Annotated in this window: 8 protein-coding genes; 1 reads left to right on the forward strand and 7 read right to left on the reverse strand. The window is 66.4% G+C overall.

Features of this window, described 5'->3' with window-relative positions; all coding sequences use genetic code 11:
- Positions 1 to 121: 121 nt before the first annotated feature.
- The 7 genes from acpP to AC1VXD_RS09285 all read right to left on the reverse strand — a co-directional run bounded on the left by acpP (position 122) and on the right by AC1VXD_RS09285 (position 5218).
- Positions 122 to 361, reverse strand: coding sequence for an acyl carrier protein (gene acpP, locus AC1VXD_RS09255; RefSeq protein WP_005415509.1), 240 nt, complete (start codon positions 359 to 361; stop codon positions 122 to 124).
- 153 nt (positions 362 to 514) lie between these two features.
- Entirely contained in the window at positions 515 to 1258 is a 744-nt protein-coding gene (gene fabG, locus AC1VXD_RS09260; RefSeq protein WP_482991810.1) for a 3-oxoacyl-ACP reductase FabG, read from the reverse strand.
- An 81-nt stretch (positions 1259 to 1339) separates the two neighbouring features.
- Positions 1340 to 2284, reverse strand: a complete 945-nt coding sequence (gene fabD, locus AC1VXD_RS09265; protein WP_482991811.1) for an ACP S-malonyltransferase — start codon at positions 2282 to 2284, stop codon at positions 1340 to 1342.
- Between the two features lie 186 nt (positions 2285 to 2470).
- Positions 2471 to 3253: a BUD32 family EKC/KEOPS complex subunit gene (locus AC1VXD_RS09270; protein ID WP_108767983.1), complete on the reverse strand. Its 783-nt coding sequence runs from the start codon at positions 3251 to 3253 to the stop codon at positions 2471 to 2473.
- A gap of 73 nt (positions 3254 to 3326) precedes the next feature.
- A complete protein-coding gene (locus AC1VXD_RS09275; RefSeq protein ID WP_079220841.1) occupies positions 3327 to 4307 on the reverse strand; it encodes a beta-ketoacyl-ACP synthase III in 981 nt (326 codons plus the stop codon).
- A 90-nt stretch (positions 4308 to 4397) separates the two neighbouring features.
- Entirely contained in the window at positions 4398 to 4592 is a 195-nt protein-coding gene (gene rpmF, locus AC1VXD_RS09280; RefSeq protein ID WP_004154640.1) for a 50S ribosomal protein L32, read from the reverse strand.
- Positions 4593 to 4708: 116 nt separating this feature from the next.
- A complete protein-coding gene (locus AC1VXD_RS09285; protein ID WP_164073650.1) occupies positions 4709 to 5218 on the reverse strand; it encodes a YceD family protein in 510 nt (169 codons plus the stop codon).
- A gap of 114 nt (positions 5219 to 5332) precedes the next feature.
- Between AC1VXD_RS09285 and AC1VXD_RS09290 the strand changes: the two genes are divergently transcribed.
- A complete protein-coding gene (locus AC1VXD_RS09290; RefSeq protein WP_482991812.1) occupies positions 5333 to 5905 on the forward strand; it encodes a Maf family nucleotide pyrophosphatase in 573 nt (190 codons plus the stop codon).
- Positions 5906 to 6082 lie beyond the last annotated feature (177 nt).

The following is a 6082-nucleotide window of genomic DNA, read 5'->3' on the forward strand; positions in this document are numbered from 1 at the left end:
TGATGTCAACGGGCAACTCGGTTTGCTTCGATGTGATGCTCAAACACACGGGGCCGCAACTGCGGCCCCATGGGGTGCGGTGCGCGGCGAGCGGAACCCGCGCGCGCACTGCCGTCTGACATCAGGCCTTGACGTGGGCCTTGATGTAGTCGATGGCGGCCTGCACGGTGCTGATCTTCTCGGCTTCTTCGTCCGGGATCTCGCACTCGAACTCTTCTTCCAGGGCCATCACCAGCTCAACGGTGTCCAGCGAGTCAGCGCCCAGGTCATCGACGAACGATGCGCTGTTGGTGACTTCTTCTTCCTTGACGCCAAGCTGTTCGACGACGATTTTCTTGACGCGTTCTTCGATGGTGCTCATGGGGTATCGCTCCAGATGGAGTAGTGGTTCAAAAATGATCGCCATCGGATGGCGATGGCCGTGGGATAGTGTAGTGGAAACCGGCGGGGCCTTGCATGCATGCAAAAAACCCAACAGATCAACCACTTGCGGCGCAATCCATGCGCCCCTTGCTTACGGCATGTACATGCCGCCGTTCACATGGAGGGTTTCGCCGGTGATGTAGCCGGCCGCCGGGCTGGCCAGGAAGGCCACCGCATGGGCGATGTCTTCCGGCGAACCGAGGCGTTCGAGGGCGATATCGTTGATCAGGGCGGTGCGGGCTTCTTCCGGCAGCGCCTTGGTCATATCGGTATCGATGAAGCCGGGGGCGACGACATTGACGGTGACGCCACGCGAGCCGATTTCCTTGGCCAGCGACTTGCTGAAACCGATGATGCCGGCCTTGGCAGCGGCGTAGTTGGCCTGGCCGGCATTGCCGGTCACGCCCACCACCGATGCGATGTTGATGATGCGGCCCTTGCGTGCCTTCATCATGCCGCGCATGACGGCCTTGCTGGTGCGGAACACGCTGGTCAGGTTGGTGTCGATGATCGACGCCCAGTCCTCGTCCTTCATGCGCATCAGCAGGTTGTCGCGGGTGATCCCGGCGTTGTTGACCAGGATAGAGATCGCGCCGAATTCCTTGGCGATGTCGGCCAGAACGGTCTCCAGCGCGGCGGCGTCGGTGACGTTCAGCGCGCGGCCGTGGCCACCGTGGGCGGCCAGGCGTTCGCCGATCGCGGCAGCGCCGGAGTCGGTGGTGGCGGTACCGATGACGGTGGCGCCCTGGGCGGCCAGCAGATCGGCGATGGCGGCACCAATGCCACGGCTGGCGCCAGTGACCAGTGCGATTTCACCCTGCAGGGGCTTGCTCATGATGTTGTCCTCAGACGTGGGCAGCGACCGCGCCCGTGCCGCTTGCAGCGGCCACCGGCACGGTCGGCAGGAACAGGGGGATCAGGCCGACCACGCCTCGCGGGCGCCTTCGAAGTCGCCCGGGGTGGCCAGGGAGCGGCCGTCGATGGCCTTGTCGATGCGCTTGACCAGGCCGGTGAGCACCTTGCCCGGACCGCATTCGGCGATCTGGGTGACGCCACGGGCGGCCAGGGCCTGCACGCAACCGGTCCACTGCACCGGCTGGTACAGCTGCTGCACCAGCGCGGCACGGATGGCGTCGACGCCGTCGTGCACCTTGGCATCGACGTTCTGCACCACCGGCAGCTGCGGCGCCTGCCAGGACAGGCCGGCCATCACTTCGGCCAGGCGGTTGGCGGCTTCGCGCATCAACGGGGTGTGCGAGGGCACGCTGACGGCCAGCTTCACGGCCTTGCGCACGCCCTTTTCGGCCAGCAGCGCCAGCGCGCGGTCGACCGCAGCGGCGTCGCCACCGATGACGATCTGGCCCGGCGAGTTGAAGTTGGCCGGCACCACGACCTGGCTGCCAGCGGCTTCGGCGCAGACGTCCAGCACCAGCTGGTCTTCAGCACCGAGCACGGCGGCCATGGCACCGACGCCGGCCGGCGCGGCTTCCTGCATCAGCTGGCCGCGCAGGCGCACCAGGTGCGCACCGTCATGCAGGCTCAGCGCGCCGGCAGCGACCAGGGCGGTGTATTCGCCCAGGCTGTGGCCGGCCAGCACCGACGGGCGCGGACCGCCGACGGCGTTCCAGGCGCGCCACGCGCCGATGCTCGCCGCCAGCAGGGCCGGCTGGGTGTATTCGGTACGGTTGAGCATTTCCTCCGGGCCACCCTGGGACAGCGCCCACAGGTCGACGCCGGCACCATCGGATGCTTCGGTGAAGGCTTCACGCACCTGCGGGTGCAGCTCGGCCAGCTCGGCCAGCATGCCCACGGACTGCGAGCCCTGACCGGGGAAGACAAATGCGAGGGTGGATACGGTCACGCGGTCATCCGCTTGTTGCAATCGAAGCGGGCCATGATAAGGGCGAATCCCCCGTGTCGTCTGTACGTGCGCGTATGCAGGGCGTATGGACCCCGACCCTCCGGTCATGGCCCGGCGCTACCGGTAGCGCTTGGCAATCCCCGGCGAACGGTCTGGTAGCGCCGGGCCATGCCCGGCGGACCGCGATCAGCAGAACAGCTGCAGGATGTCGAGCTCGCCATCGGCGAACCAGTCCACGCACAGCCCCACCACCATGATCAGGCCCAGCGTGGTGGCGCCATGGGTGATGAAGATCGATTGCGCCAGCGCGCGCGCCGAGCGGCCCAGCTTCATGCACACGCGAGCCAGGCCCTGCAGCCGGCCGCTGACCGAATGCACGTGCGCGCGTACCGGCGCCTGCACACCATCCATGGCCTCGGCCATCATCGCCTGCAGGTGCTGCGGGCGGTCGGCGTAATACTTGGCCACGCCATAGCCGAACATCAGCCAGTCGCGCGCCTGCGCCTCGGCCAGGTCCATCACTTCCAGCGGGTCTTCCTCGAAATCGATGAAGCCCACGTTCTGGCCGTCCCAGGTGAGGTTGCGCGGCACTGGCTGGCCGAAATACGCGCCACGGGCATGGGCTTCGGCGAGGGCCTTCATCGCGGCGGCCACCAGCCGGTCACGACCGGCGTCATCGGCTTCGCGCAGACAGGTATTGAAGGAACCGCCGTTGTCGCCGATCACCAGCGCGGCGTGGCCGCTGCCGATCACTTCGGGCACGTTCACGCCCTGTGCGTGTAGCTCGCCCAGGCGGCGGGCCTCGGTCTCGCGCGCGGCATCGCCACCGCGGTGCGGCGGCGGACGCAGGGCATCGAGGTGGAAGCGGCGGGCGATGAAATTGAGCAGGCCCAAGGCGAATGCGCGGCTTCCCTTGCCGTACTGCTTCAGCCAGGCGCGCTGCCCTTCGATGACGATGGGCTCAACCATGACGGATCTCCTGAACGCGTTACGGCCCCAGAGGGGCCGTAACGACAGACTTCACGTTGTCGTAACTACGACATCAATAGCGCAGCAGGGCCGAACCCCACGTGAAGCCGCCGCCGAAGGCTTCCAGCAGCAGCAGCTGGCCGCGCTCGACCTTGCCCGAACGGACTGCGGCGTCCAGCGCCAGCGGCACCGAGCCGGAGGAGGTGTTGCCGTGGCGGTCGACGGTGACCACGACCTGGTCCATCGACATGTCCAGCCGCTTGGCGGTGGCTTCGATGATACGCAGGTTGGCCTGGTGCGGGATCAGCCAATCCAGGTCGGACTTACCCAGGCCGTTGGCCTCCAGGGTTTCGTCCACGACCGAGTCCAGCGCCTTGACGGCGTACTTGAACACGTCGTTGCCCTTCATGTTGATGGTGCCGCCGCCATTGCCGCTGCCATCCTTGAAACCGACCGAGACGCCGACCGGGTTCCACAGCAGCTCTTTCTTGCTGCCATCGGAATGCAGGTGGGTGCTGAGGATGCCGGTTTCTTCGTCGGCCTTGAGCACGACCGCGCCGGCACCGTCGCCAAACAGCACGCAGGTGGTGCGGTCTTCCCAGTCGACAATGCGGGTGAGCGTTTCGGCGCCGATGACCAGCACATGGCGGGCATCACCGGAACGGATGAACTTGTCGGCCACGCTGAGCGCGAACACGAAGCCCGAGCAGGCCGCGTTGACGTCGAAGGCGGGGCAGCCCGACGCACCGAGCTTGGCCTGGATCAGGCACGCGGTGGACGGGAAAATAAGATCAGGGGTGGTCGTACCGACCACGATCATGTCGAGCTGGGAAGCGTCGATACCGGCCGCTTCAAGCGCACGCACCGCGGCGTGGTAGCCGAGGTCGCTGGTGGTTTCGCCTTCGGCCGCGATGTGCCGTTCACGAATACCGGTGCGCGACTGGATCCACTCGTCCGAGGTTTCGACCATTTTTTCCAGGTCGGCGTTGGTCAGGACTTTTTCCGGCAAATAGCTACCGGTGCCCGCGATCCTCGAGTAGATCCGCTTGCTCATCATGTTTCCTGTTGCGCAGGCTGCCGATCACCGGCATGCCCGGGGAAGAAGGCAAAGGCCGCTGCCCTGGGGCAGCGGCCTTCCGGCACATCAATCTTCTTCGACGGCCGAGGTCTTGGTCTGGATGACCTTCTTGCCGCGGTAGAAACCGTCAGCAGTGATGTGGTGACGCAGGTGCACTTCGCCGGTGGTCGGGTCGGTCGACAGCTGCTTGGCGCTCAGGGCGTCATGCGCACGGCGCATACCGCGGCGGGACGGGGTGACACGGGATTTCTGGACAGCCATGGGATTGCTCCAAACTCGGTTCGATTTGCTTCGTCGTATCGTCGCGCAGGACGCCAGCGCCCAGCACACTTTCGCTTTCGCCGCAGCCGCCGACGACAATCCGGCTGCTAATGCTTTTACTCTTTCTTCAGTGCCGCCAACGCCGCAAACGGGTTGGCCTGCTTCGTTTCCTCTTCGGTCGGCGCCCAGTCCTTGTTGACTGCCTCACCGTCCGGAGACAGCGGTACCACGGGTACCGCCAGCACCAATTCATCTTCGACCAGGTCCAGCGGACGCAGCTGCCCATCTTCCGGCACCAGCAACGCCTCGTATTCCTCGGGCAGGGACGATTCCTCGTCCTCGTCGCGGATCAGGCCAAGCCTCTGGGTCATCTTCACCGGCAACAGGAATCGCTGCATGCTGCGCTGACAGGTCAGCGGCAACGCGGTATCGATGGTCAGTTCCACATAGGATACCCGCAGGACGTCGTCGCGACCGAATTCAAGCGAGTAATTGCACTCACCGTCGGTATCGGCGACCAACCCTTGCAGGCGAGTCAAATCAGCCAAAGAGACCTGGCCGTCGAAGCGCCTTCGCGCTACGACCATCCGCCAAGCATCCAGCGTTTCGGGCACGTTCGCGGACATAAGCCGCTGAATACTAAGGATCAGGACCGCCGCTGTCAAATGCCCGCCATACAGGGGCTTGCTGGCAGCCTCGGCGCCGGGCCAGACTGCCGCGCCCTGCCCCGGAATTGTCGCATGCCTGCCCTGCTTCTGGCCTCTACCTCCCGCTACCGGCGCGAGCTGCTGCAGCGCCTCGGCCTGCCCTTCGACTGCGCAAGCCCGGCCGTGGATGAGACCCCGCAGGCCGGCGAAGCCCCGCTGGCCCTGGCCGGGAGGCTGGCGGCCGCCAAGGCCACCGAGGTCGCCGCGCGGCACCCCGGCGCATGGGTGATCGGGTCGGACCAGGTGGCGGACCTGAACGGGCAGCCGCTGGGCAAGCCGGGCACGGTCGAGGCCGCCTGCGCGCAGCTTGCGGCAATGGCCGGGCAGACAGTGCGCTTCCACACCGCGATCAGTCTCACACGCAACGGAGAATCGTTTTCGGCCATGGACCTGACCGAAGTGCGCTTCCGCCCGCTGCAGGCGCAGGAGATCGCCCGCTACGTGGCCGCCGAGCAGCCGCTGGACTGTGCCGGCAGCTTCAAGTGCGAGGGCCTGGGCATCAGCCTGTTTGAAGCCATCGACAACCGCGACCCTACTGCCCTGGTCGGGCTGCCGCTGATCGCACTGTGCGGACTGCTGCGCCGTGCCGGCTTCGCCGTGCCGTAAGCCACTGGCTTCTGTAGAGCCGAGCCCATGCTCGGCTGCGTCTGTCCTGTAGAGTCGAGCCCACGCTCGGCTGCTTCTGTCCTGTAGAGGCCCGCCCCCGACACGGCGGCCCGCGACCACCCCGCCGCGCCGGGGGGGGGGGGGCTAAACGCCGCAAGCCGCCCACGCGCGGGGGGG

The organism is Stenotrophomonas sp. STEN054 (genome assembly GCF_056854535.1).

Coding starts and splice junctions, on each gene's coding strand:
- acpP (WP_005415509.1), bottom strand. CDS start 361: ATGAGCACCATCGAAGAACGCGTCAAGAAAATCGTCGTCGAACAGCTT.
- fabG (WP_482991810.1), bottom strand. CDS start 1,258: ATGAGCAAGCCCCTGCAGGGTGAAATCGCACTGGTCACTGGCGCCAGC.
- AC1VXD_RS09270 (WP_108767983.1), bottom strand. CDS start 3,253: ATGGTTGAGCCCATCGTCATCGAAGGGCAGCGCGCCTGGCTGAAGCAG.
- AC1VXD_RS09275 (WP_079220841.1), bottom strand. CDS start 4,307: ATGAGCAAGCGGATCTACTCGAGGATCGCGGGCACCGGTAGCTATTTG.
- rpmF (WP_004154640.1), bottom strand. CDS start 4,592: ATGGCTGTCCAGAAATCCCGTGTCACCCCGTCCCGCCGCGGTATGCGC.
- AC1VXD_RS09285 (WP_164073650.1), bottom strand. CDS start 5,218: ATGTCCGCGAACGTGCCCGAAACGCTGGATGCTTGGCGGATGGTCGTA.
- AC1VXD_RS09290 (WP_482991812.1), top strand. CDS start 5,333: ATGCCTGCCCTGCTTCTGGCCTCTACCTCCCGCTACCGGCGCGAGCTG.